Origin of the sequence: Photobacterium galatheae (genome assembly GCF_000695255.1) — a bacterium.
GTDB lineage: Bacteria > Pseudomonadota > Gammaproteobacteria > Enterobacterales > Vibrionaceae > Photobacterium > Photobacterium galatheae.
On sequence record NZ_JMIB01000023.1, the window covers coordinates 20,789 to 44,537 of the forward strand.

At 45.9% G+C, this 23,749-nt stretch carries 22 protein-coding genes; 9 read left to right on the plus strand and 13 right to left on the minus strand.

The annotated features are described in order from the left end of the window. Positions 1 to 53: 53 nt before the first annotated feature. From prc to EA58_RS11295, 3 genes are all read right to left on the minus strand, one after another. Positions 54 to 2,057: a carboxy terminal-processing peptidase gene (gene prc, locus EA58_RS11285; protein ID WP_036752663.1), complete on the minus strand. Its 2,004-nt coding sequence runs from the start codon at positions 2,055 to 2,057 to the stop codon at positions 54 to 56. Between the two features lie 17 nt (positions 2,058 to 2,074). Then, positions 2,075 to 2,713: an RNA chaperone ProQ gene (proQ, locus tag EA58_RS11290; RefSeq protein WP_036752666.1), complete on the minus strand. Its 639-nt coding sequence runs from the start codon at positions 2,711 to 2,713 to the stop codon at positions 2,075 to 2,077. A gap of 111 nt (positions 2,714 to 2,824) precedes the next feature. Then, the gene (locus tag EA58_RS11295; protein ID WP_036752669.1) at positions 2,825 to 3,283 is read right to left on the minus strand and encodes a GAF domain-containing protein; all 459 of its coding nucleotides are present in this window, start codon (positions 3,281 to 3,283) and stop codon (positions 2,825 to 2,827) included. 84 nt (positions 3,284 to 3,367) lie between these two features. Between EA58_RS11295 and EA58_RS11300 the strand changes: the two genes are divergently transcribed. The 5 genes from EA58_RS11300 (at position 3,368) to EA58_RS11320 (ending at position 11,652) form a co-directional block, all read left to right on the plus strand. Beyond that, on the plus strand, positions 3,368 to 5,200 hold the full coding sequence (locus EA58_RS11300; protein WP_036752672.1) for an ABC transporter ATP-binding protein: 1,833 nt from the start codon (positions 3,368 to 3,370) through the stop codon (positions 5,198 to 5,200). A gap of 53 nt (positions 5,201 to 5,253) precedes the next feature. Next, a complete protein-coding gene (locus EA58_RS11305; RefSeq protein WP_036752675.1) occupies positions 5,254 to 6,444 on the plus strand; it encodes a paraquat-inducible protein A in 1,191 nt (396 codons plus the stop codon). Next, complete coding sequence (locus tag EA58_RS11310) at positions 6,431 to 9,094, plus strand: MlaD family protein (protein WP_036752678.1); 2,664 nt, start codon at positions 6,431 to 6,433, stop codon at positions 9,092 to 9,094. Before EA58_RS11305 ends, EA58_RS11310 begins: the two co-directional genes overlap by 14 nt. Before the next feature lie 135 nt (positions 9,095 to 9,229). Next, complete coding sequence (gene rsmF / locus EA58_RS11315) at positions 9,230 to 10,666, plus strand: 16S rRNA (cytosine(1407)-C(5))-methyltransferase RsmF (RefSeq protein WP_036752681.1); 1,437 nt, start codon at positions 9,230 to 9,232, stop codon at positions 10,664 to 10,666. 392 nt (positions 10,667 to 11,058) lie between these two features. After that, positions 11,059 to 11,652 (plus strand): FMN-dependent NADH-azoreductase, encoded by a 594-nt coding sequence (locus EA58_RS11320; protein ID WP_036752684.1) that lies wholly within the window; start codon positions 11,059 to 11,061, stop codon positions 11,650 to 11,652. 148 nt (positions 11,653 to 11,800) lie between these two features. Here EA58_RS11320 and EA58_RS11325 read toward each other — a convergent pair whose 3' ends face one another. After that, positions 11,801 to 12,115 (minus strand): DUF496 family protein, encoded by a 315-nt coding sequence (locus EA58_RS11325; RefSeq protein ID WP_036752687.1) that lies wholly within the window; start codon positions 12,113 to 12,115, stop codon positions 11,801 to 11,803. A gap of 468 nt (positions 12,116 to 12,583) precedes the next feature. Here EA58_RS11325 and cspE (EA58_RS11330) point away from each other — a divergent pair, with 468 nt between their 5' ends. The 4 genes from cspE (EA58_RS11330) to EA58_RS11345 all read left to right on the plus strand — a co-directional run bounded on the left by cspE (EA58_RS11330) (position 12,584) and on the right by EA58_RS11345 (position 15,422). After that, on the plus strand, positions 12,584 to 12,793 hold the full coding sequence (gene cspE / locus EA58_RS11330; protein ID WP_036752690.1) for a transcription antiterminator/RNA stability regulator CspE: 210 nt from the start codon (positions 12,584 to 12,586) through the stop codon (positions 12,791 to 12,793). Positions 12,794 to 13,190: 397 nt separating this feature from the next. Further along, complete coding sequence (gene cspE / locus EA58_RS11335; protein ID WP_036752693.1) at positions 13,191 to 13,400, plus strand: transcription antiterminator/RNA stability regulator CspE; 210 nt, start codon at positions 13,191 to 13,193, stop codon at positions 13,398 to 13,400. A 235-nt stretch (positions 13,401 to 13,635) separates the two neighbouring features. After that, positions 13,636 to 15,051: a tyrosinase family protein gene (locus tag EA58_RS11340; protein ID WP_036752695.1), complete on the plus strand. Its 1,416-nt coding sequence runs from the start codon at positions 13,636 to 13,638 to the stop codon at positions 15,049 to 15,051. A 56-nt stretch (positions 15,052 to 15,107) separates the two neighbouring features. Continuing rightward, positions 15,108 to 15,422, plus strand: a complete 315-nt coding sequence (locus tag EA58_RS11345) for a hypothetical protein (RefSeq protein ID WP_036752697.1) — start codon at positions 15,108 to 15,110, stop codon at positions 15,420 to 15,422. 108 nt (positions 15,423 to 15,530) lie between these two features. Here EA58_RS11345 and EA58_RS11350 read toward each other — a convergent pair whose 3' ends face one another. The 9 genes from EA58_RS11350 to EA58_RS11385 all read right to left on the minus strand — a co-directional run bounded on the left by EA58_RS11350 (position 15,531) and on the right by EA58_RS11385 (position 23,670). Continuing rightward, positions 15,531 to 16,547, minus strand: coding sequence for a hypothetical protein (locus tag EA58_RS11350; protein WP_036752699.1), 1,017 nt, complete (start codon positions 16,545 to 16,547; stop codon positions 15,531 to 15,533). A 323-nt stretch (positions 16,548 to 16,870) separates the two neighbouring features. After that, positions 16,871 to 17,971: a hypothetical protein gene (locus tag EA58_RS11355; RefSeq protein ID WP_152547998.1), complete on the minus strand. Its 1,101-nt coding sequence runs from the start codon at positions 17,969 to 17,971 to the stop codon at positions 16,871 to 16,873. Between the two features lie 244 nt (positions 17,972 to 18,215). After that, positions 18,216 to 18,776 carry a hypothetical protein gene (locus tag EA58_RS11360; RefSeq protein WP_036752701.1) on the minus strand — a complete coding sequence of 187 codons (561 nt, stop codon included), beginning with the start codon at positions 18,774 to 18,776 and terminating at the stop codon, positions 18,216 to 18,218. Then, positions 18,773 to 19,798: a hypothetical protein gene (locus EA58_RS20930; RefSeq protein WP_152547999.1), complete on the minus strand. Its 1,026-nt coding sequence runs from the start codon at positions 19,796 to 19,798 to the stop codon at positions 18,773 to 18,775. Before EA58_RS20930 ends, EA58_RS11360 begins: the two co-directional genes overlap by 4 nt. Position 19,799: 1 nt before the next feature. Next, a complete protein-coding gene (locus EA58_RS20935; protein WP_051642033.1) occupies positions 19,800 to 21,524 on the minus strand; it encodes a hypothetical protein in 1,725 nt (574 codons plus the stop codon). 63 nt (positions 21,525 to 21,587) lie between these two features. After that, the gene (locus tag EA58_RS21685) at positions 21,588 to 21,755 is read right to left on the minus strand and encodes a hypothetical protein (protein WP_161781036.1); all 168 of its coding nucleotides are present in this window, start codon (positions 21,753 to 21,755) and stop codon (positions 21,588 to 21,590) included. A 295-nt stretch (positions 21,756 to 22,050) separates the two neighbouring features. Beyond that, positions 22,051 to 22,662, minus strand: coding sequence for a class I SAM-dependent methyltransferase (locus tag EA58_RS11375; RefSeq protein WP_235199602.1), 612 nt, complete (start codon positions 22,660 to 22,662; stop codon positions 22,051 to 22,053). Positions 22,663 to 22,967: 305 nt separating this feature from the next. Continuing rightward, positions 22,968 to 23,486, minus strand: a complete 519-nt coding sequence (locus tag EA58_RS11380; RefSeq protein ID WP_036752702.1) for a hypothetical protein — start codon at positions 23,484 to 23,486, stop codon at positions 22,968 to 22,970. Beyond that, positions 23,479 to 23,670, minus strand: coding sequence for a hypothetical protein (locus EA58_RS11385; RefSeq protein ID WP_036752703.1), 192 nt, complete (start codon positions 23,668 to 23,670; stop codon positions 23,479 to 23,481). The genes EA58_RS11380 and EA58_RS11385 overlap by 8 nt, the downstream gene beginning before the upstream one ends. Positions 23,671 to 23,749: the final 79 nt, after the last annotated feature.

The following is a 23,749-nucleotide window of genomic DNA, read 5'->3' on the forward strand; positions in this document are numbered from 1 at the left end:
TGTACCGTCTGGGTTAATTTTGCGTTGTATCTTCGTGCTATCTCAAAGAAGAATTAACTCTGTTCAGCCTTCACTAAATCTGCCGTAATGGCTACGGCTTCATCCAGATAGGCATCCGGTGCTTCATAATCCTTCGGAATATCCTTCAGCGCGAGGAATGGTTTCTTACCCAGCGCTTTCTGACGGACATTCAAACGCTCAAGACGCTCTTTCTCATCCTTATCCTGCTCTGCGCGACGCATGCTCTCGTTTAACGATAAAGTATTTTTATCTTTCTCAGCCTTATATCTGGCAATGTCATCAAAGATAAAACCGAATTCTCTATCATTTTTAATACGTTGCAAGTGCTTCGTACGCAAAGAAGGCAGCAATGGCGAGAAGTCATACATTTTCTGATAGCCCGCAGGCTTGATGCTATCCCAAGGCAATGCATTATCTTCTACGCTCTCCCCTGTATCAGCAGGATCAACTGCAGTCGGGAAACTGATATCCGGGACAACACCAAGATTCTGAGTACTACCACCATTAATACGATAGAACTTTTGAATCGTGTATTGTACATGGCCCAACGGCTTATCAAACAGATCATAGATATGGTTCAGAGAACGATGCTGTTGCACGGTTCCTTTACCAAAGGATTGCTCACCAATAATGACAGCACGGCCATAATCCTGCATTGCAGCTGCAAAAATTTCAGATGCAGAAGCACTGTAGCGGTTAATCAGAACTGTCAACGGACTATCGAAGTACACGCGATCGTCGGAATCGCCATTCACTTTGACCCGGCCGTAGCTATCACGCACCTGAACCACAGGACCACTGTCAATAAACAAGCCGGTCAATGCTGTTGCTTCCGTGAGTGCGCCACCCCCGTTATTTCGCAGGTCAATCACAATCCCATCGACTTGCTGTTGATTCAGCTTGGCAAGCTCTTTCTTCGTGTCTTCAGACAGGCCCACATAAAAGCTCGGGATCTCGATAATACCGATCTTACGACCCTGATAGACTTCTACCGAAGATTTAGCGGCTCGGTCTTCGAGACGAATTTTATCGCGAACAATAGTGACACTGTAACTCTTCGCATTGCTTCCCTCTGGTAGAATCTCCAGACGGACTTTACTGCCCTTCGGTCCTTTAATCAGCTGCACAACGTCATCCAGACGCCAGCCAACGATGTCGACCATCTCTTTCCCTTCCTGACCAACACCGATAATTCGGTCTCCGGCAGCAAGTTTTTTCGAGTTGGACGCTGGGCCACCAGCCACCAATGAACGAATCACTGTATATTCATCATCCACCTGCAGAACTGCACCAATCCCTTCCAGAGACAGGTTCATTTCAGACTGGAACTGTTCAGCACTACGAGGTGAAAGATAACTGGTGTGCGGATCGACTTCACGCGCGAAGGCATTCATGTAGAGCTGGAAAACATCTTCACTGTGGCTTTGAGTCAGACGTTTTAAAGCATTGTTATAACGCTTTCTCAACGTCTCCTGGATTTCTTTCCAGTCTTTACCGGCCAGTTTGAGATTCAACTCATCCGACTTCACTCGCTCTCGCCAAATCTCATTCAGCTCAGCTCGGTCTTTCGGCCATGCCATTTCAGACCGGTCGATCACCATATCTTCGTTCACACGAAAAGACATCGGTTTATTCAATAGGCTGAGTGCATATTGGTAACGATCAAACCGGCGTTTGAGGACAGTATTGAAGATATCATAGGCTGCGGTGGTTTCCCCCCGCTTGAGTTGATCATCCAGCTGATGCTTCCATTGTTCAAACTGCTGAATATCAGACTGCGTCAGAAAGCTTTTGTTATAGTCCAGCATTTCCAGATAGCGATCGAAAATGTGGGCTGAGAATTGATCATCAAGTGAGAACTGGCGATAGTGAGAACGGGTAAACCGTGAGGCTACTCGTTTACTGGCGGTCGCATGCTGTTTTTCTGGTGTTAAAACAGGCAATTCACTTTGAGTCTGTGTGGCTTCCAGGGCCTGGGCTGATGCTGCCAGCACAATGCCGGCAGCGATCAGTGAGAAACGGAATCGACATTTCATACGTCGAGCATTCTCCTTTACGAACGAAGGTGCTCCGCTTTCACAACCATGGTCAGGCCATTAGTCAGACGGACACGCACATCGTCCTTATTAATTTCCACAATTGTTGCCGGCATGTTGCCATTGCCCATATTGACACTGACATCTTTACCAACCTTCACTTCATCTGAAGACAAAGCGCGAGTTGTTTCTACCGGCTTCTTATCTAGCTTAGACGTTTTTGGCTTCACGTTTCTAGCTTTAGGCGATTTTGCTCGAACTTTCTTTGGCTTAGCGTCACCTTCTGCGGCGGCTTTCGCTGCTGCCTGCTCTTTACGGCGGGCACGAACCTTAGCTTTGCTTTCTTCAAGCGCTTTCTGTGCGTGCTCGACATGTTCTTGTTCTAACACACCACACTCATTGCCATCAAGGTCAATACGGCTAGCGCCGGCTTTAACACCATGAAGATAACGCCAGGAAGAAGTGTACTGACGAAGCGCTGCTCGCAGCTGAGTTTTGCTGACTTTAGGATCATCACTCAGTCGTTCAGCGAGGTCTTGGAAGATACCAATTTTTAATGGTTTAGCTTCACCTTCAACAGTAAAACACTTTGGAAATTGCTCGGCAATATAGGCAATCACTTCTTTACTGTTCGTTAACTTTTCAGAGTTTTCCATGGAATTTCCTGACAAAGCGAGAGTATCTCGCTGTTAGTGCTTTTTAATTAAAACCAATAAGTGCGGGCTATTATAATTACCTAATACTGAAAAACCACCGAAAGCATACAATTAGAGCTTAATTTGTAGTTCCTCAATGAATGAAACTAGTCCGTCTTCATCTTCTTGGTCAAATCTTGACAGACTTGGACTATCAATATCCAACACACCGTACAACTGGCCTTTGACCAAGAGTGGAATCACGATCTCAGAATTACTGGCAGCATCGCATGCAATATGACCTTCAAATTGATGAACATCACTCACCCGCTGAACTTTATTCTCAGAGGCTGCTGTACCACAAACACCACGACCCACCGGAATTCGAACACAGGCTGGCTTGCCTTGGAATGGCCCTAACACAAGCTCATTCTCTTTCAGCAAGTAGAAGCCGACCCAGTTAATATCCTCTAACTCCATGTTGAGTAAGGCACTAATATTAGAAATATTAGCAATGATATCGGGTTCTCCGTCAATCAGAGCTACTGCCTGTTGGGTGAGGCGTCGATAAAATGCAGATTTATTTTCCATGGCTTACTCCTTATATAGCCGCTAAAATGGCACCCTTTCATAGAAATAGGAATCATTATCATAGTGAAAGACTCAACGAATCAAATGATTAACTGGTCGTGGCTGATAAAGCAAGCAAAACATCATAAAAAGAGGCTCATCACTGCCAATATCATCGCCGTGATTGCCACGCTCATCAGCGTCCCGATCCCCCTGCTCATGCCACTGATGGTAGATGAAGTTCTGCTGCAACAACCCGGCCAAGGTATCGCTCTGCTCAACTATCTTCTTCCCGAAGCCTGGCAAACATCAGCAGCCTACATTGTACTGGTACTCTTGATGGTGGTTCTGATGCGTACCGCGAGTCAGGCCCTGAACATTTTGCAGAGCCGCCAATTTACGCTGGTGGCGAAAAATATCACTTATCAGATGCGGCGCCATCTGATTGATAAGCTCGGTCGGATCAGTATGCGCCAGTACGAAGAACGCGGTAGCGGTGGGATCACCTCGCACCTCGTCACCGATGTCGAAACCATTGATAAATTTGTCGGAGATACACTCAGCCGTTTTTTGATTGGTGTTTTGACTGTCATCGGAACCGCGACCGTCCTGCTTTGGCTGAACTGGGAACTTGGACTGTTTATCCTGCTGGTCAACCCTGTCGTTATCTATGCTTCCCGAAAAATGGGCAACCGGGTCAAGAACCTGAAACGTCAAGAGAACCAGGCATTCGAGAAGTTTCAACAGCGGCTGGTGGAAACTCTGGACGGGATCTATCAGTTACGCGCGGCAAACCGCGAACGGGATTTTCTGGCCAACCTGAAAGAACATGCGAATGGCATTCGGCACAATGCAGACAAATACGCCTGGCAATCTGAAGCCGCTGGACGTGTCTCCTTCCTGCTGTTTCTGATTGGTTTCGAACTCTTCCGGGCCGCCGCGATGCTGATGGTGCTGTTCAGCGATTTAACCGTTGGACAGATGTTCGCCGTCTTTGGCTATCTCTGGTTTATGCTGAGTCCGGTACAGGAATTGCTGGGGATTCAGTTTGCCTGGTACGGTGCTTCAGCAGCAATGCAGCGACTGAATCATCTGATTGCGCTAGAAGAAGAAGTCCGTCCGGTTGCCAAAGTTGATCCGTTCAACAACGGTCAACACATTGCCATTGAGATCAACAACCTTGATTTCTCCTATGATGAAGATAAGAAAGTCCTGAATGGCCTGAACTTATCTCTGCCTGCCGGCAAACGAGTGGCTCTGGTTGGTGCATCCGGTGGTGGCAAATCCACACTGATTCAACTGCTCCTTGGCATCTATCAGAAAGACAGCGGCGATATCCTGATTAATGGTCATCCGGTTGAGGACGTCAGCTATGAAGCACTGCGGGAAAAAATGGCCGTTGTCCTGCAACAACCTGTTCTGTTCAATGACACCCTTCGTAACAATCTCTCTCTGGGTGCTCACTACAAAGATGAAGCATTGTGGCAAGCGCTTGAAGTTGCCCAGTTAACAGATGTCACACAACGCCTGAGTGAAGGGCTGGACACACAGATCGGTCGTCAGGGCATTCGTTTATCCGGTGGACAACGTCAGCGACTGGCGATCGCGCGGATGATCCTGACCAACCCGGACTTCGTGATTCTGGATGAAGCGACCTCTGCGCTCGATACAGCAACAGAAGCCGCTCTGCATACCGCACTGAACGATTTTCTGTATGGCAAAACCACATTGATTGTTGCGCACCGTCTGTCGGCTGTGAAACAGGCAGATATTATTTATGTTCTGGAAGACGGACAGGTCAGCCAAACCGGCACACATTCCGAACTGGTCAATACCACCGGTCTTTATCAGACGCTGTATGGCTCAGCCCAATCCAGCGAGACTGAACAACCATTGAATAACGCTGGTCTGACAGTAGCCAGGATCAATACAAAATAATATAGTGTCGCCTGTTCAAGCAGTTAACCGAATTGAAGAGGACGGAACCATCCATGTCGACAGTAAGACTCTGCCCTTGCTGTGATTTGCCTTTAACCCCGATGGTCACACCTCGGGGTCAAAGTGCATTCTGTCCTCGCTGTGAAACACGTCTTTACCGGGGAGGCATGCCCTCCCTGCGTGGTGATCTGGCGCTGGCCATCACGGGGCTGATTTTGTTTCTGCCGGCCCATTTATACCCATTGATTACAATTCGCCTGTTTGGTGTGATGATCCCGGCCACCATTCCCTCAGGCACCTTCGCGCTCGCGTCTGACTTTCCAGCCGTTGCTGTTCTGATCCTGTTTTGCAGTTCCATCGCTCCCTTTGTCGTCTTTCTGGCTGTGCTGGGTGCTCACCTTGGATTGGCCAAACGACAGCTGACACTCTTCAAAAGCGCATTATGGTGTCTCGAAAAACTGAAACACTGGGCGATGTTTGATGTTTATCTCGTCAGCCTCGGCATTGCCTGCTTCAAAGTGAAAGACTATGCCGATATTTATGCCGGACCAGGACTTTTCTGCTTAGTGGGCATGCAGTTGCTCATCGTCGTGATGCTGACCCGTATTCACGTCAAACGTTATTGGGAGCGATGGCAGCCAGAAACTGAGCATAAAAGCACAGCATTAAAGTTACATTGTCACACATGTCACATGAGTCAGGCCGAAGGTGATCGCTGTCTGCGGTGCCATAGCCCTATTCACTATCGCGAACCCCGTTCAATTCAAAAAACCTGGGCTTACCTCATCACAGGTGCAATCTTTATCATTCCAGCCAATGCATACCCAATTTCAATTTTCCTCAACAATGGCAAACGGCTTGAAGATACGATTCTCTCTGGCGTTGCCACGTTGATTAACACCGGCATGGAAGGAATTGCCGCCCTGATTTTTTTCGCCAGTATCATTGTCCCCATTGCCAAAATACTCGGTCTGGCATTCATTCTGCTCTGTATACATTTCAAAAGAAAAATTAATCACATCTATCGAATGAGGATTTACCGTATTATTCAATGGATTGGAAAATGGTCCATGATGGACTTGTTTGTGATTTCGATCATGGTCGCGTTAATTGACCGTGGTCAAATTCTTGATTTCACGCCAGGCCCTGGCGCCATTGCTTTTGCTACGGTTGTGGTACTGACCATGTTAGCCGCAGAAAGCCTGGATCCTCGTCTGATTTGGGATAACTATGACAAAAAATAACTACCCGCCACAGCCTCCGTTTGGCCCGCCTGTCGGCCCGCAGCAACCGCAACCGGTGAATGTCAAAAGAGACAGACAAATCTCCCCACTGTGGATTCTCCCGCTTTTGGCACTGGGGCTGGCAGCTTGGCTCGTTTTTCAGGCCGTCAGTGAAGCCGGACAACGGATCACCATTCACTTTGAAGATGCTGCCGGTCTGATCGCCGGCCGGACAACGATCCGTTATCAGGGACTGGAAGTCGGGATCGTCCGTGACGTCAAACTGTCAGAAGACCTGCACAGCATTTACGTCACGGCAGATATCTACCCGGAAGCCGTTCAGATCCTGCGAAAAGGCACCCGCTTCTGGCTGGTCAAGCCGAAAGCCTCTATTACGGGCATCAGCGGCTTGGATGCTTTAGTGTCGGGTAACTATATTGCTTTGTTACCCGGACAAGGAGAACCAACCAATGAATTTACTGCACTGGATAGCCAACCGTCAGAAACACCAGCCGGTGATGGCCTGACCATACAGCTTCAGGCACCCGATCTGGGGTCCGTCTCTGTGGGCGCACAGGTTTATTATAAGAAAATCCCTGTGGGCGAAGTGTACAACTACACCCTGAGTAACAATAAAAAACGCGTTCTGATTGATGTGCTGATTCAGCGCCAATATGCCAATCTGGTGACCAATAAAAGCCGCTTCTGGAATGTGAGCGGCGTCAGTGCCAATATCGGCTTCAATGGTGTTGATGTTCAGTTTGAAAGCCTGTCCGCACTCATTGCGGGTGCCATTGCCTTTGACTCCCCTGACGAAGGTTTGCCGATTCAGCCCAATCACCTGTTTCGCCTCTACCCGGATCTGAATACAGCTGGACGAGGCATTGCGATTACCATCGAATTACCGGATAACAACAACATCAGTGCCGGTGGTGCGCCTATTATTTACCGGGGGTTGCAGATTGGGCAAATTTCCGATCTTCGGCTTGATCGTCAACGCAAACGTATTATTGCCAGTGCTGCGATTGAGCCCAGCATGAGTGATTTACTCACAACGGGTACCAGCCTGCTGCTGGAAGAAGCCGATCTCTCCTTGAATGGCGTGAAAAATCTGGGGAATCTGATTAAAGGAAACTATCTGACCCTGCTTCCCGGCGAAGGAGAACCATCACGTCAGTTTCAGGCTTTTACTCAGGAACAATTAGAGGAAAAACGTCCTGGTGCAGCCACAATTCAGCTCAACGCAGACCAGAGCTATGGCATCGGCAGAGGCACTAAAGTCACACACAAAGGCATGACGGTCGGCAGCGTCAAGCAAGTCACTCTGGATAAAGGCTCCGTACGTTTTGATATCATTATCAAACCCGAGTACACCACATTGGTCCGCAATCAAAGCCGATTTTATATTGATGGGGGCATCCAGGCAGATATCAGTCCAGAGGGGATCAATGTATCTGTTCCGCCTGCAGAACAATTAATCAGCAACAGTATTGCGTTCACCAGTGCAGGCCAACATCCAATGCGCCAGCATTACCCGCTATTTAAAAATCAGGCACTCGCCCGTCTGGCCGGAAATCAGCAACAAGGAAGCACAACGATCCAGCTCTTTGCCGATACGCTGCCATCAGTCAGTGAAGGCAGTCCGGTTCTGTATCGAAATCTGCCGGTCGGTCAAGTCAGTCACTACGCCCTGACACGTGACGGCGTCACAATAAAGCTGGCGATTCAAAACCAGTATCGTCATTTGATCACAGCCAGCAGTGTCTTTTGGAATCAGTCCGGAGTGGAAGTTGAAGCCGGCCTGAGTGGCGTCAACATTAAAGCCACCCCTTTGGCTGCTCTGATCAAAGGTGGCATAGCATTTGACAGCATGAGCGGCATTCCGAATCGTGTTGGCAAACAGTTCAAGCTCTTTGCCAGTTTGAAAGATGCAAAAGAGTTCGGAACTCAGATCAGCCTGACCGCCAGTCATGCGAAAGGCATTACAGCAGGAACGAATATTCAGTATCAGGGCGTTGTGGTTGGTAAAGTTCTGGCGCTCACACCAGACTTTAAAACCGGTCAGGTGACGATTGATGCCAGGCTCTTTCCACAATTTGCCGATTCACTGACCCGGGACGAAACGCACTTCTGGCTGGTCGCACCTAAAATTGATCTCACCGGTGTGAAGAATCTCGATAGTATTCTTCACAGCTATATCGAAGTAGAACCCGGAGACGGAAACTACCGTCAGACTTTTGCGCTTTCTGAACAAGCCAATGAAACTTTTCATGGCTTGACGGTTATTTTGGAAAGCATTGCTCGCGCCTCCGTTCGTCCTGGTACACCACTTTTATTCAGAGACATTCAGGTCGGTCAGGTCAGCCATGTCGCATTAGGAGAACTGTCTGACCGGGTTCTGATTGAAGCGCAAATCGAACCTGATTTTCGCCATTTGGTGCGTACAGACACCGTGTTCTGGAATACCTCCGGATTAGATGTCAGCCTGGGACTGACTGGCGCCAGCATTCAGGCGGGTACGGTGGATACACTGATCCGGGGAGGCATTGCACTGGCAACGCCTGAAGGTCAGCCCCTGTCAGCGCCAGCTCAGACAGGAACCCATTTCCTGCTTCACGAAAGAGCAAACCCTGAATGGAAAACATGGCGAACCGCCATTCCGGCTGAATAAGCACCTTATTCTTCACGACTACAGGCAAGCCAGTTGGCTTGCCTGTTTTGTTCCGGGCACTCGATACACTTAGGCTATATCCAACTGCCAGTTTGTTATAGACTTGCCGCCTCTGTTCTAATTGAGATAAAGCAAGTGCATCAGTCCATTTATATTCCAGACGATTTCATTCACCACATTCGCCAGATTTTGCCCGATAGTCTGGATATGGACAGTTTTCTTGCCTGTTGCCGCACCCCACTGCGGCGCAGTATCCGGGTTAACACGCTGAAAATTTCTGTTGAAGATTTTCTGGAACGCATCCAACACAACGACTGGCAGCTCACACCGATTCCATGGTGCAAAGAAGGCTTCTGGATTGACTACGATGAAGCCAAAACCGAATCGCTTGGTAATACTCCCGAGCATCTCGCAGGACTTTTCTATATTCAGGAAGCCAGCTCAATGCTGCCGGTCACCGCATTACTGACAGATAACGACCAGATCGGCTGTGTACTCGATATGGCTGCAGCACCCGGCTCCAAAACCACCCAGATTGCCGCAGCGATGCAGCATCAGGGAGCACTGGTTGCCAATGAACTGTCTGCCAGCCGCATCAAAGTGCTTCATGCGAACCTGCAACGCTGTGGTGTTTCAAACACAGCCCTGACCCATTTTGACGGCAAAGTGTTTGGCACCTGGACCCCGGAAGCATTCGACAGCATTTTGCTGGATGCACCCTGCTCTGGTGAAGGCGCGATTCGAAAAGATGAAGATGCGATGGCGAACTGGAGCCTGGCACATATCGAAGACATCGCCGCAATTCAGCGTGATTTAATTGTCAGCGCATTTCAGGCGTTAAAGCCAGGTGGGGTTATGGTGTACTCCACCTGTACCCTGAACCGAACAGAAAACCAGGGCGTCTGCCATTATCTCAAAGATACTTTTGGTGAAGCCGTGTCGTTTGAGCCACTCAATGATCTGTTCGAAAGCGCAGAAAAAACCTGTACTGAAGAAGGCTTTTTGCATGTCTTTCCTCAGGTCTACGACAGCGAAGGCTTTTTTGTTGCCCGTATCCGAAAACTCGCTCCCGTTGAAACTGAGCAGGCCAAAAAACGTAAAGCCAAGTTCCCTTTCACTCCAGCTTCCCGCAAAGAAAGTGAGCAAATTCTGAACCAGTTGAATCAGGATCTGTCCCTCCGAATTCCAGATGACCGTGAGCTTTGGCTTCGCGATCAGGAGATCTGGCTTTTCCCGGCCCGTCTGCGTCCACTGCTAGACAATATTCGTTTTCAGCGCATTGGCATCAAGCTGGCAGAACAGCATAAAAAAGGCTATCGCTGGCAGCATGAAGCCATCATGACGCTGGCATCAGGCAACGAACCACAGTGCATTGCCCTAACAGACGAACAAGCCAATGAATGGATTATGGGGCGCGATATTCGGCCTGAATCGCTTTCTGGTCAAGGTGAAGTCATTGTGACGTATCAGGATTATCCATTCGGCTTAGGAAAATGGGTCGGTAACCGCATTAAAAACGGCATGCCCAGAGAACTGGTCCGAGATACGGGTTTATCTGGAAATCGCGGTTAAATTCGGAGCAGATGATTAATTAAAGGTTCTATCTCAGTAGCCTTGCCTGTCTCAGGGCTAAAACTGGCAAAAAATACTGTGTGAACTAAGATTGATATTGTAATTGATCTCCATTTACAAACCAGTTAGCGCAAGGCTCTCACGAGCCATTCCCCTAAGCCCGAAACAGGAGTCGTTTCGGGCTATTTTTTATCTGTAGCTCAAAGGCATTTTCAATATATTTCAAAAGCTTAACCCACCCACTTATTCATCGCTTGAGTACAGCTTTTCACATCCTTCAAAATTGTTGAACAAGTTACACAACATTTTCAGCTTTCAGCGACTCATTTCAAGTTTTATAGTGGGTCCCAAGTTCAGCAATGACCCAGCATTTTTATTGAAGGAAGCATGTTATGTCTAAAATTCTTGTTCTGAAATCCAGCATCCTTGGCGGTTACTCTCAGTCGAATGCCCTGATCGATCATCTGGTCAATTCAAAGGCAGACGACATCTCAACCATTATCGAACGCGATCTGGTTGCTCACCCACTGCCAATTCTGGATGGTGAACTGGCGAGCGGTTTACGCGGCAGCGATCAACTGACTCAACGTCAACAGGAAACGATCGCACTTTCGAACCAGTTGATTGAAGAAATCAATGCCAGCGATACGCTGATCATTGGTGCGCCAATGTACAACTTCAGCATTCCGACTCAGTTAAAGAACTGGTTTGACTTGATTGCCCGTGCTGGTGTGACTTTCTCTTACACTGAAAATGGCCCTGTCGGTCTGCTGACCAACAAAAAAGTGATTGTCGTCACCTCTCGTGGTGGCATGCATCAAGGCAACCCTACAGATACCATGGTGCCTTACCTGAAAACCATTCTGGGCTTTGTGGGCATGACAGATGTCGAATTTGTTTATGCTGAAGCACTGAACATGGGTGATGAAATGGCCAGTAAAGGCCTGAATCAGGCCAAAGCACAAATTGAAGCTTTGGCTGTATAAGCACTTTTCTTTATCGTTCCTTGCCTTTTCACAAAAAACCGCCCTGTGCGGTTTTTTCTTGCTGATTTTTCCGAATGTCCCATAAAAAAAGCTGCGCCTGAGCGCAGCTTTTTATGAAACACATTGATTCAAGTGTGATGAAAGCAACTTACTTGGCAGGACGACTCGCCAGCTCTGCACGTTTTTGCTCTTTCAGCAGTTTACTGGCTTCACGACGCTCTTTAGAGAGCTCGGCACTGATAATAATGTGGTCATCCACACGATCTTCATAGTCAGCTTTCATTGTCTCAATAATGCTGACAATTTCATCATGTGACATATCAGGCTGAATGTAGTCAATCAGGTTTTCAAGCAATTCAACACGCTTGCGGTTATCTCTGATCTTACGGTCATTATCCAGAATTTCACGTTTGAGCTTATTTCTACGTCTGGCAAGCCGAACCAATTCCAGAATATTGTTCATGTTTTGTCCTTACTATGAAACTTGAAAGCCTTAATTAATCTGGGTTATATCAGAAACCTCGCTTGCTTCTCAAGTAAGATCTCAATGAAATCAAACCACCCTTCATTTCATTGATCTCACTCAGGACTTTATTGTTTGAATCATGTACTCAACCAGACAACCATGTCACAAAAGACTATCAGTCTGATGACAATTGTTTTTCATTTATGCGACAAGGACTTAAAAAACAAATATGCGTACTGTTTCTTGTTAGGTGACTCACAAACTTCCGCTTAATTATTTGCTTTTGGTATGCCAGAGCCTACTCTTTCCAGATACCAGTAGTGATTTGGCAAGATGCAATACACGTGCAACACTTCTCGTCAAGGTTCTTTCAGAAGGCTGTTGTCCTGAAGCTCGCGGTACGTTGGCATTCACGTTAAAAAATTATTGGTTAGCAACGTAAGAGTTAGTGATTCAGGAGACAACATGTCTAAAGCAACAGGTACCGTTAAGTGGTTTAACGAAGAAAAAGGATTTGGTTTTATCACTCAGGATAACGGTGGCGCCGACGTATTTGTACACTTCCGCGCAATTATTGGTGATGGATTCAAGACACTGGCCGAAGGCCAAAAAGTGACCTATGACGTTGAGCAAGGCCAAAAAGGCCTGCAAGCGGCCAATGTCGAAAAAATATAAGTTAACAGTACGTTAGCGACCAAAAGGGCTAGTCAGCCCTTTTTTTGTCCCTATCTGGCACCAGTCATCCGACCAATATGTGATATTCACATCACCGCTAACCACCTGACTTTCTTTTCAAAATTCAGCACAAGTGTCGCTAACATCACAATTACTCAGAAATTTTTAGGTGAAACTCACTATTTTCTTGCCGTGGCCCCTGCAATATGGCCTAATGTGCCTGCCTATAATGCAACGCTATTTATGCAACAAAGTGAAAAGTATACTTCGTTACACCCGCTTCACCTTAAGCGCCGTTGTCCTGAAGAGCTACATCCTTGTCCATAAGCAATCCATTATGTTGGCATGAAGCACGCCTCAGGGCGTTATTGTTCCTAATATTTTCAGGAGACATCCTATGTCTAAAGCAACTGGTACTGTTAAGTGGTTTAACGACGAGAAAGGTTTTGGTTTCATCACTCAAGACAACGGCGGTGCAGACGTATTCGTTCACTTCCGTGCGATCACTGGTGAAGGCTTCAAATCTCTGGCTGAAGGTCAGAAAGTGAAGTTCGATATCGAGCAAGGCCAAAAAGGTCCTCAAGCTGCTAACGTTGAGCGCGTATAAGCCCTCTGCGTAAACGAACATAATCAAGAGCGCCCTCGTGGCGCTCTTTTTATTTCTGCCCACTCATCAGTTTATCAACCCGGTTCACCGTCTTTTCTGCGTTTCCCCCCTCTCTTGTCAACTTCTTCAACAGGTTTCCCTCCATTGTCTTATATTCACTACAGGCAAGCATTACTTCTCAGGCAAAAAACGTTGCAGTTTTGCCTTTCGACCCATCCCAATTTAGGAGCAACCCATGACGACTGTCGCGAAACTCAACCACCGGAGAAAACTGGCAGGACTTCCACTGATTCGCTTCAACTTACTGCGCCTGAACCCGGAAGATGTTCAAGACTTACGCGATGCTTATGCAGCCATGTATGAAATCTCTGAACTCGCAATCGGGGATCGCCGGGGATATTACGCGTTAGCCCGAGGACATGGATATGATCAGGATCTCTGTCACGATGACAGCCGGACATTCCTGACCTGGCATCGCTCTTATCTTTATTCATTCGAAAAAGCACTGAACACCGCATTACAGTGGAAACGTCAAGATAAAGAACTGGAGCTGACACTGCCCTACTGGGACTGGACACAGTTCAACAAATCTACACATGCTGCCAATGGCCTGCCGAAATTACTGGATGAAAAAAGCTACAAAAATCAACGGGGAGATATCCTCGAAAACCCACTGAACCGGGCCAAAAGTCTGTACCGGACCCTATCGCAAAACTTGGCTGACGAACAAGCATACACACAGCGATTTCCCGCAAGGTTCAAAGCCAATATCGCTCTTCTGAAAAATGAAGTTGATCGCTATATGGATAACCCCAACTTTATGAGCTTTCAAAATGATTTTAACGCTGGTGCGCACGGCGCAATTCATGTCCTTGTCGGCGGCGAGAGCAATTCCCCATTACCCGGCAACATTGGTGACATGACGGCAGTCATCTCAGCAGCCTATGATCCACTGTTCTGGCTCCATCACAGTATGGTCGACAAAGTCTGGTTCGACTGGCAGACATTGCATCCAGATGCCAACATCCCTCTCCATGTCCTCCAGAAAGTGGTGTACGACGGCAGAGTCGGTAAAGACCTGATTGATGCTGAAATTTCCCTGAGATACATCTACTCTGAAAACTCTGTTGAATCTGCTGTTGCAACCACCGGAACCACGAATACACTGCCGGCCCGATCGCTCTCGGCCGCCGCAAGTCAGGCAAAAGAACTCTCGTTAGGCTTGATTGAAGGCGGCTTTGTTCGGGCTCAGCTTGATTTTCTGCGGCTTCATCCGCCCAAAGAAAGCTTTGAAATCCGTGCTTATATTGAAAATCCCGCCTGTAACGCAGACACCGGTTATGACGATGACAGCTATTGTGGACGGCTGGTTCTTTTTGGACATGGCAGATGCCATGGCGCACCCGGCCACTGTAACCCGGCACAGGCCGTCAGAGATGAGTACGATCTCCGAGCGAAGCATCCCTTGCGATATGAACATACACAATACACCATCGATCTCACCCGTGGACTGCGACGATTTATTGGGCGGAAAAAGTCGGTTGATGATCTGAAGATTTATCTCATTGTGATTGATGGTCAAGGTAAAGTCGTTGCGCCAGAAAGCATCAAATACGATGGTTGTTCCCTGCGAACTTTTGCAAAACAGTAAAGGTTGCCCTTCGTTCACAAACCGCCTGACGACAGGGGCACTATACTGAGGATATGATGAAAGTCACCGTCTCCCCCCATGCCGCTCAGGAAGGCACACTACGTATCTGGCTGCGGCGGATTCCCGTCAGCAGCCAGATCATTTATGCTTTTCGCTCTGGCCATCCTCACAATAGAAACGAACCTGTTAGCCAGGCTTTCATTTATGGTCGCGGAGAAGGTTCAAGTGCTTCTGAACATGTCATGTTACTTTTTCGGCCCGGGGAAAATATCCAACCATTTCAGGTCGGCGAAGAATTAACGCTGAAGGTACGTGATGAAAAAACAGGCCACTATCAGGAGATCGAGCTGGATGTCACCCACATTGAGTGACAGGGTCACTCTCTGCATCAAAGAAAACAAATGTCATTGATACCATCACTAAAAATAAGAAAGTGCCCAAGGGACACTTTCTTGACCTGCCACTGACATTGATATCGATCAATTCACTTTTGATGATGAACGGCGATGACGCCACATCAAGCCAGCACTGCCGAGTAACAACAAACCGAAAGAAGCTGGTGCAGACACAGGATTCGGAACCTCAAGTTCTGTAATGGTAAACGCCGAATCGTCAAAGAAGTTCTTAAATACCCCCGTCCCCATGTGCCAGTCGATGCGCGCAAAATAGTCCATCGACATCCCCATCGCCAGATTGGTGAACACATTCAGCGTAGATGTGCTGCTGCTATCAAAAATACTCAATGACCACGTGTCATCCAAAGTATTGAAACTGAAATCGAACCGGTCGTAGGCTGCCGGATCAACAGTAAAAGCCACCGATGTCCAAGGGTCTACAACACTGGTTCGGTAAAGCAAGCCGTTGGCATCATCCCAGCCAACCTGACCACCAATGTTGCCGTTACCATCGGTAAAGGTCCAATAAAACTTCTCGGTGGTTCCGACAGGTGGTGTACGCTCATCGCCACACGCCCATATCGACCAGTCAACAATGTGATTCGTGGTATCCGTCGGGGTCACTGGCGTACCACCATTGTAAAAGTCCCGCTCATCTAAGAAATAGGCAAAGTCGATGTCAAAATTAGGAAAACCGGAAGAACCTGAAATGGTTCTCATCCCTAACATCGCTGTACCACTATGCGCCAATGTTACTGGTGTGACGGCATGCGCGATAATATAGTTTCCGCCATGATAATCATCATTCGGGTGTCCATTCAAATCCATCCAGCGACCCGAATTCAACATAATGGTCATTGGCCCGCCACCAGGGCCGCCGTTCGCCGTACCATACAAACCCGCATTGTAATTATTCACAACATAATCATTAAACTCAGGGAAGGTTGTCGTAGGCTCCAGATAATCATTCACATAGCCATCGTTATCTTCAAACCCACCGAGATAAGCGAGTGCTGAATGACAGTTTCCCATCATTGCTATTGCAATCGCGAACATCCCGATTTTCCCTGCCAATCGACTCGTTTGCGGTGTTTTATCCATGCGCCTTATCCTCTTTTACTTGAACCAAGCCCAATGTGATCACAGCCTGTCATTTACATACCAGAGGGATAAAGCAAGGCTAATACCAAGTCTCAGATAAAGGACAGAAGATCCAAAGTAACCCCCTCATAAATCACAGATATTTTTTTGATGAAGCATCTCAGCAGTCATTTTCCCTTACCTCAAAAAAAGACAATTGTAAAAAAAGATGACATTTCAGCACAACGGCTCAGCCATCTATTCAGGTGAATCATTCAGGCGAATCATTCAGGAGAAAGTTTCATTTTTACTTCGCGGCCACTTTCATTAAAAAGTAAGCAAGATCATTGCAGCCATGCTTCTTGCGGTTTTTCATCCATGCAACTGTCAAGCTTGAACGTCTCTATTTCCTTAAGCAAATGCTGCAACAAAGCTTCGCCATAAATCGAAAAATGAATCTCCCATGAATCTGTGTATGACCCCAAGTCGCCTCGTTTCAAACAAGCATGAACCCATTCCAATTGTTCCGGGTAATCCGGAAAAATACGATCGCGCCCACGCTCACCCCCACCAATGGTCAACCAACATTCTTCAGCATAATGTGAACGACTCAGACGAAATTCCCAACCGTTACAGAGTTTAATTTCACGCTGCGACCAGGATGCTCCCTGCCATTTGTTCATTAACCGATATGTTAATTCAGACGCTGGGTAATCATCGATAAATTGAGCCATCCAATTTTCAAGTGTCGTTAACGTTTCATTAGTTAAATGACATTTTTTCTGATGAATCAAATAATCTAAATTTTCAATCAATAAAGGGAAACATTCCGGGCTTGAATAAAAATCATCATGAAAGTTTTGGTGGTAAAGCGCATAATATCGCAGGACGGATGTACTCCGATATCCAATACTATACAGTGCATCCGAAAATGTCATGCGAGTACCAATCCCCCACTCATAATCGAATACTAAAGGTAATACCCGGCAAGCGATATCTGGACAATACTTCGCTAAATCTTTTCCAATTGATGCGGGTAGATGATCGGTTCGATTGAACGAATGCTTTAATCGCGCCATCAGTTGACTTTCAAATCGCGGTATAAAGTAGCCATCATGGCTTAAGATGACGCTCTCTGCCGAATAATCAAGCAATGTTACGGCAGATATCCCGTCGAAAATCTCATCTAACAACAAGTGCCAGTCATCCTTAGAAGAAAGAAACTTCTCAATGCTATACTTCAGTGATGTTCGTAAATCTGTTTGCAGGCAGTCTTCTTGACTATAACGAGGATAATGTATAGATAAAAAATCAGAAATTTTGGGGAAAATATCGCGAACCGCATGAAAAGCCGCGTTCATTTCACCTCCCACACTTTCATTTGAATATAAGTAGGGATTCAACCGATTGACAAAAACAGCTATTTTACATAAATATGGGGTCATATTTAACAACCTTCATGGAGGATTCTATTTCATTTAAATTGAAAGACAGAAAGAATAGAACAAAAGCATACATCCTGACATTTTATTATTGGCCGCAGATTTTCCTACAGATAATTCTTCATCAACCCTAATCAAGAAATCGAGTTCATTCACGACCATTACGGTGCTCTTTGATTGAACGGCTAGAAATGAAATAAGGATTCCTATCATACATTAATCCGAGCTGTTTCATTTCTGAACCCACCTATAATGTTCCTTCCTGATATCGTTTTGCTAAGTCCTTCCACAATTCCAGCAAACCGCCTTCAAAAAGGAAATTGTCTGGAATAATTAAACCCTGATAGAAATAGCTATTTTTTGGGATTTCATCATTTGGATCAACTTTATCCATATCATGTTCAGTACGACTCTTATTAACAATTTTATACCCTGGGTATTCACATCCAGCACGCATTAATCGCATAATAGTCAAATATTCACCACCAACATTATCTGCATCTGTTTCAATCTTCCCTGAACGTAATCCTCCCTGTGATGATGGAAGCATAAAAAACTCGAGCTTATCTACAAACCAAGGAAGTACTTCCAATGGGAATTCAACTTGAGTAATACTATAATAAGATTGACCTGAATAAATAACTTCCCTGTGAATTAAAACAATTAATTCATTTTTGAACAATAGAAACATGTAATTATAACCGTAATTATTCTCATCTTGAATCTCAGCTATAACATTTGCTCCTAAAGGTAGTTTTTTATGGTGTTCAATTAATGGTAGAATCTCTTTCTGTGGATAAACATTCATAATGGTTTCAACTCGTCAAAAATAACTATCGCGTTTAATTTTTTTTCACCGACGCCTACATTAAAAAAGTCATTAAGTTGCATTTTCTTTCTCTCAAAATTTAGTGTTTCTATTGCACCATACTGTTGTTCTGTTAACAGGTTTTTTGTTAATCCATTCCCAAGGAAATGATTGTTATTCCCGAGAGTATCTTGCATATCCACTCGTTTAAGCATAAGTTTTTTCTGTTCAAGATCCGATATCTTTTTACTAATAAATTTTTTTAAACCTTGAGTATCCCATGCTCCTGTCATAATCCCGGGTGATTTTAAAGCCTCATCATACAAAGAAGAATATTCACTTTGAAATCTTTTACTTAGTAAAACATTTAGTTCTTCATCATTGAATAAATCCGGGATTTCCTCTTTCGAAAAATTCTTCAATGCATCAAAAGTAGGAACGATGCTCTTAGTATCAGCAATGTCTTTAGCAATGTCAGTATCAATAATTATCATCGCATGTGTTTTTGATGGATCATACTCAAGGCCTAATTTCTCATGAATTAATCGTGGATCTTTATCAACATCTTCTAGCTGATCCAGCGTGGTAGACCAATATTTCACCCCCTCACCAGACTTTCCTTTAAAGTCAGCACCCATTTTCCCAGCTCTTTCTGCTCCACCTAAGAATTTTGATTCCATAATGCGAACATGAAACCTTTCTGCGGCAACATTACCAGATTTAGCGAGCAACAATAATTCATCATCTGAGTATTTACCACCCCGATATCCATGTTTTATCAGCTCTTTCCTGCGATTATCTAATATTTCAGCTGCTTCTTTAAGAGTATCGGGTTTTACCATTTTTTTGCGAATTTTCTCCAGCATTTCGGCTTCTTTAGCCGTCAGCTCAGCGGTTTCATGGTATTGCTTCTGGTTGGTATTGCCAGCATGAGGTGTCGGTGCGTCTTCGCGTTTGAGCAAATTATCGACTTTTGTCTGAATCTGCCCCATTGCCCCGGCTAGGGCTTCATCACGCTTCAATTCAAGCTTTCTGAGCGAGCCAGGAATCTTGCACCACTTTCAGGCCAGAAATTAACTTTTGAATGATTTCTTTGCACTTAGTTTGAATGCTTTTTGTAATCTCAGCCCAAGGAATATTTTTCAGAAATGCTTTTGGATCGCCTTTCCCTGTTTTTCGTAATATTGCCAGAATCGCATCCAGGGCAACATCCGCATTTTTCATGATCAGCTTAAACGTGCCTTTTAATGCTGAGCCTAAACCCGGAATCAAACCGACAAGCGTAATGGCAAGTGCAATCCATGCGAATTGTTTCACCTCCTCCGATTTTCCTTCGTCGGCTAACACCATCAGGTTGGCAATAACATCCCTGACATCCATGATCTGATCAATGATCGGTAGCATCGACAAAATCGTTCCGACGACAATCTGGGCATTCGTCGGATCTTCATTAAAGTCCCCCTGCAAGACACCCCAGATCCATTCAGCAGCGTCCCCTGCCACCTCAGCAGCGACCTGAATCGCCGCCAGATCACCCGAGTCTGCCGCGCGACGGACAGCCACAGGATCAAATTGCTGATACAGCGGATTCGGCGTTGATGCCAGCGAAATAGCCTGCCACGGGCGCTGATCTTCCCCATAAAACACCTGATATGCGCCAGTCTGCACGCGTTCAACACGCGCAAAACCACGTTCATCAAGCTCGCCCGTGAGTTCAGAGTTATCTGCAAATATCACTCTGAACGGCGCTTTTTGGACAGGCTCACCGTCTTGATAGCAGTAATTCAGCTCCAGCCAGTCTTTCCCTTCCCCCGGACGGATATTCACGACAGGTAATTCCGGTGCGATAAACCCCAGTGACGTAATCGGTATCACCCCGGATTCACCCTGTAAGTAATCGCCTGTATACAGATAATGCACATTTTCAGGTCGATTACAGCGTTCAGGTGAAATCGGTGGCAGCCCATAGACAGGCTTCTGCCGCGCAATTGCTGCAGGTGGTACAACGTTAAGTGTGTCTCCAACGGCCAGAGCCAACGGATTTTCATCAAATTGCGGATTCAGCTTTAACAAGGCTTTGGGCGTGAGATCATACTGTTCTGCTATCTCCACCCAGCTTTGCCGCTTGACCCCGGTCGCGTCGAATTGAACTTTATGTGAAACCGGCTTTTTCTCTGCCGCACACTCCTCCGCTTGCTCATCAGGCTCACGCACGGCGACTGGCTGGTTCAGTGCATCCAGTAATTCATTGACGTTCACCCGGTAGCCATATTCATCCAGCCAGGCGGTTGTCAACTTTTTCAACTGCTGAGCTGTCATTCTTTCTTCCAGATAAAGAATGTGCTGATCCTGAACGTCTTGTCCGGCAACTTTCCAATGAACAAGCAAAGCAGAACGAGCCCTGCCGTGCAGTGCTTGATCAGCGAGCGACTCATGAGTTGCAAACGTTGCCCGAAAAGCCCATTTTCTGTCACCCAGAATGCGATATTCCTGCATCAGCCGGGCAGACTGAAACACATAGAAATAACCCCGGGTTGGTAATCCCAGTCGTTGACCGACCTGAATCGTTGGAATCAGTGGAATGAAGGTTTCCTGTACAATCCCCGTCCCATTCGGATGTATTTCTACATTTTGAACGGTTTTCAATGTCGATGAACCAAACATGAACCCATGATACAAAGTCTTGGGTTCTTGCACCCGAACCGGCACAGTAAAACGGATAGTCTTTTCATCTGGCGCTTGCTGCACCCAATTTTCAAGCGCTTTTTCCTGCTTCGTTCGACCAAGCCAAAAAACACCCCCAATTCGTTTTCAGAATGTTTCTTCAGAACAAGCGACTTCAAAAATATACTCAAATGCAGGCTTCGGCTCGACCGTCTCTTTCACCTTCTCAACCGGAGAACAGACCTCAACCTTGTCTGCCAACGATGTATAACCCGCTTTTGGATAATATCTGCATTCTTTCTCGAATAGCGACATCTTCAATTCCCGACTGGAAAAACAGGCAGGAAAAATAGCAGAGGTCATAATATGCAACAATATCCACTTAGTTCAAAAATACCCGCAAAACCAAGATCTTAAAATAATAAATCTATTTTTTCGTGATGCATTCCAACTAAATAAACCAAATATCGAATAATCACTCAGATATTTTCGCTATAGACGGTGAATTGAAGTGACACTGTGATCTGTCCCCTGAGCGTCACCTGAACAACCTTGAAACAGCTTAAGGACGTCGCTGCGATTATCGTTAAACATCACCATGACAACCGAGTTACTCTCGTTTAATCGCAACCACAGAAAATGTATGCCAATACTTCTCCTTTCCGATTAAAGATCTTCCCGGTTCGTGGCGTTCCTGAAACTGGATGATTTCAAATCCCTCGAATAAATGAAGTATTTGTTGTTTACTCAGTGGCGCTGTCGCACAGTGAAATCCTGAGGCCCAGCTGTCATCGGTTCCCATGAAATCCCCCGAAAACACACCGCCTGTCACTAAACTTGATGTCATGACATTCCAGGTCTCTTTGAACCGTATCGGGTCGGCAAAGAACAAACTGGCATGCGCAATCATCAAACCAGTCTCCGGGTAGATAAACTGCTCAAAAGTTGACTGTGAAACACTGACCTGTGGCGTTTGCTCGAAACGTGCATGGCAGATTGCAACAGACTCATCGTTGATATCGAAGCCATGCACCTGATACCCCTGTTCTGCAAGAAAAGCAATATCACTTCCTGTCCCACAGCCACAATCAACCGCAACCTTCAACCCCGATTCATTGCACTTTACCGCCAGTTCTGTTGCGAAAGCATGTTCCCTTGCAATGGTTTTCGCATAAAACTGACTCCAGTTTCCTTGTTTACCCTGTTCATCCTTGATGGGCACGGTTTTCTCCTCAAGCAATTTGGGAATCTCACCGTTCAGTATCTACTGAGAGATAAAGAGAATCCACAAAAACGCTGACACAGAACTATGAACACCCTCACGCCAATGTACATGTGATGAACTGCGATAATCGCCCATTGTCCACTTACTTGTGGTGAATAAGAGGACTACTTCTAACATGGGCATTTCTACGGGTAATAGCCCAAAAGAACAATCACCACCATAGGCGGTGGTTTAGAGGTGACAATTAATAAAAAATCAATTTATATTGCAAAATGCAAACATGTTTAATGATGTACAAATATCTAATAACAAAAAGCTCTTGTCTTTACATAACAGTCAAAGGCAGATCTTTGACTACTTGTTCCAATCTCTTCCGCCAGTTGTTCAGCAGCAGATTCACAATTTTCTATAGCCATCTCTTCAGCTTGCTCTAAAGTAGGAGCTCTTCCTAATCCAAATGCCTTTTTTAAACTATACTCTTCTATCCGCTGACAATATTGATAACCGCACCAATAATACATTGGATTTATCCATCCGCAACAATACCCCCACCCTTCACTTCGTTTTCTAATTACATCTCTCTTAGTCGCAGCCATTGCTGATGCAATCCTTTCATATTTCACTTCAGCCCTGTTAATTATTTCTCCCATAACAATACCACGCCTATTATCAACATAACTTATTACAGTATTCGGTCGAGATCGCTCAAAGTCACAAATATCAGCCTCGACTCTTTCTCTCTGCTCTTCAAGAGGATCAGAGCCACATGACAAAAGGAAAAACGATATGACACCAAGATATGCAACAGATGATTTATTCATTGCCTTCTTTCTCAAGAACGCATTTATCACCAGCGTTTCTGCACTTTTCTACAGTTGACAAAATTGACTGGTTTTTTGATTGAGCAATCCCTTCAAGTTCATTAAGTTGCTCAACTGAAGGTTTCACACTTGATACATTTCCAAAGACATCAGAAAAAACACTAGGATCTAATGCTAAAGGCATATCAAGTGAACTCCTCATTGAAGATTCCGCTGTACTAGATATGAACCGCCTACATAACCACCAGAATTTTGAACTGTCG

Excerpts from the sequence above, each read along its gene's own strand:
- EA58_RS11360 (WP_036752701.1), bottom strand. The coding sequence starts at position 18,776 with ATGAATGTTTATCCACAGAAAGAGATTCTACCATTAATTGAACACCAT.
- EA58_RS11385 (WP_036752703.1), bottom strand. The coding sequence starts at position 23,670 with ATGCCTTTAGCATTAGATCCTAGTGTTTTTTCTGATGTCTTTGGAAAT.
- cspE (WP_036752693.1), top strand. The coding sequence starts at position 13,191 with ATGTCTAAAGCAACTGGTACTGTTAAGTGGTTTAACGACGAGAAAGGT.
- EA58_RS11325 (WP_036752687.1), bottom strand. The coding sequence starts at position 12,115 with ATGAACAATATTCTGGAATTGGTTCGGCTTGCCAGACGTAGAAATAAG.
- EA58_RS11310 (WP_036752678.1), top strand. The coding sequence starts at position 6,431 with ATGACAAAAAATAACTACCCGCCACAGCCTCCGTTTGGCCCGCCTGTC.
- prc (WP_036752663.1), bottom strand. The coding sequence starts at position 2,057 with ATGAAATGTCGATTCCGTTTCTCACTGATCGCTGCCGGCATTGTGCTG.
- EA58_RS11295 (WP_036752669.1), bottom strand. The coding sequence starts at position 3,283 with ATGGAAAATAAATCTGCATTTTATCGACGCCTCACCCAACAGGCAGTA.
- EA58_RS11300 (WP_036752672.1), top strand. The coding sequence starts at position 3,368 with ATGATTAACTGGTCGTGGCTGATAAAGCAAGCAAAACATCATAAAAAG.
- EA58_RS11340 (WP_036752695.1), top strand. The coding sequence starts at position 13,636 with ATGACGACTGTCGCGAAACTCAACCACCGGAGAAAACTGGCAGGACTT.
- EA58_RS11355 (WP_152547998.1), bottom strand. The coding sequence starts at position 17,971 with ATGACCCCATATTTATGTAAAATAGCTGTTTTTGTCAATCGGTTGAAT.
- EA58_RS11305 (WP_036752675.1), top strand. The coding sequence starts at position 5,254 with ATGTCGACAGTAAGACTCTGCCCTTGCTGTGATTTGCCTTTAACCCCG.
- proQ (WP_036752666.1), bottom strand. The coding sequence starts at position 2,713 with ATGGAAAACTCTGAAAAGTTAACGAACAGTAAAGAAGTGATTGCCTAT.
- EA58_RS11345 (WP_036752697.1), top strand. The coding sequence starts at position 15,108 with ATGAAAGTCACCGTCTCCCCCCATGCCGCTCAGGAAGGCACACTACGT.
- EA58_RS21685 (WP_161781036.1), bottom strand. The coding sequence starts at position 21,755 with ATGTCGCTATTCGAGAAAGAATGCAGATATTATCCAAAAGCGGGTTAT.
- EA58_RS11380 (WP_036752702.1), bottom strand. The coding sequence starts at position 23,486 with ATGAATAAATCATCTGTTGCATATCTTGGTGTCATATCGTTTTTCCTT.
- EA58_RS11320 (WP_036752684.1), top strand. The coding sequence starts at position 11,059 with ATGTCTAAAATTCTTGTTCTGAAATCCAGCATCCTTGGCGGTTACTCT.
- EA58_RS11350 (WP_036752699.1), bottom strand. The coding sequence starts at position 16,547 with ATGGATAAAACACCGCAAACGAGTCGATTGGCAGGGAAAATCGGGATG.
- cspE (WP_036752690.1), top strand. The coding sequence starts at position 12,584 with ATGTCTAAAGCAACAGGTACCGTTAAGTGGTTTAACGAAGAAAAAGGA.